This is a genomic window from Enterococcus sp. HMSC072F02 (assembly GCF_001837725.1).
Lineage (GTDB): Bacteria > Bacillota > Bacilli > Lactobacillales > Enterococcaceae > Enterococcus_B > Enterococcus_B lactis.
The window spans coordinates 1-1,279 of record NZ_KV833873.1; the positions used below are offsets into that span (position 1 = coordinate 1).

The window sequence follows — 1,279 nt, forward strand, 5'->3', positions numbered from 1 at the left end:
TTAGGATATTAAAATTAACTAGCACCACGGGTGATTTATAGTATACTATGTCAAAAGGAGGAGTTAGATGAACAATCAAATCACACTAGCGTATTTAGATTATGATGATCTAGATGCTTTACAAGTTGTAAGTGTTGTCAGTTTTTATGAATCGTTTATCGATGGCGCAGATCCACTTGATATGCAAGGATATTTACAGACACAATTGACAACTGAAATATTGGCAGTAGAATTGGCACAGTCAACCAGTAAATTTATTGGTATTAAGGATCATCAAATACTCATTGGTTATATGAAAGTCAATGATGAAAAAGATGCTATAGAGATTCAACGGCTCTATCTGCTCAAAGATTATCAAAACAAAGGGTTAGGGCAACGGTTACTCGATGAAGCGAATCGTTATGCTAAAACGAAACAAAAACGTTATTTACGTTTGACTGTTTATGAAAAAAATCATGCAGGTATTCGTTTTTATGAACGTCATGGATTTAAAAAAATCGGGATCAAACATTTTCCTTTAGGAAAACAAGATCGTATTTGTCCGATTTTAGAAAAAGAAATCTAAAAAAACGTCCTCACTTTTGATGCTGAGGACGTTTTTTTAGACTGGTAATGGAACCATAATTCGCTTTCCTTTTTGATAAATCGCTAATTCCGTCACATCTTTTGCTTTTAACAGAGCAAAAAGATCATCGAAATGGAAACGGAAATGTTCAAGGTAATGCCCATCTGATCCAACACTAAACAAGGTACCACCACGTGAAAGATATAAATCGATGACATATTCATATAACGCTAAATTGTCATACAAGTAAGCGCTCTTAGCATTTAATTCGAATGCCAATTTATTTTTGATTACTTGATCTAGAATCGGTAAAAACTGCGCTTCATATTGTTTAAATTCAGCAACGGATAGACCAAATACCCGAAAACCATAGTCAAAATGAGCAAAGACATCTGCTTCTATAACAACTAGTGCTTCTGAAAGTTGTGCAAAATACTGAGGAATCACAATAGCAGGATCCATATCTTTGACTTCGTCATCTAAATAATCAAATTGACCATTATGATGCACACTGAGTAATTTTAAATCGTAATCTTTATCGGCTAAATAGTCGATGATCCGATCCTTTTCAGAAGCGATGTAACCGATTTCTATGCCTTTTAAAACACGATTGCCAAAACGCTTATTTAAGCTATCGATTGTTTGACTGTACATTTCATAATCGGGGATATCATCGACTTTAGTAACAGGATTGGCTAAGTCAAAATGTTCAGT

General features: G+C 34.2%; 2 protein-coding genes. One reads left to right on the forward strand and one right to left on the reverse strand.

Translation table 11 applies throughout. The features are described 5' to 3' along the window. Positions 1–67 precede the first annotated feature (67 nt). Entirely contained in the window at positions 68–565 is a 498-nt protein-coding gene (locus HMPREF2731_RS00080; protein ID WP_002295755.1) for a GNAT family N-acetyltransferase, read from the forward strand. Positions 566–601: 36 nt separating this feature from the next. On the opposite strand, the gene HMPREF2731_RS00085 is transcribed toward HMPREF2731_RS00080, so the two are convergent. After that, a partial coding sequence (locus tag HMPREF2731_RS00085) for a PHP domain-containing protein (protein WP_256337537.1) occupies positions 602–1,279 on the reverse strand: 678 nt, incomplete at its 5' end.

Excerpts from the sequence above, each read along its gene's own strand:
- HMPREF2731_RS00080 (WP_002295755.1), top strand. The coding sequence starts at position 68 with ATGAACAATCAAATCACACTAGCGTATTTAGATTATGATGATCTAGAT.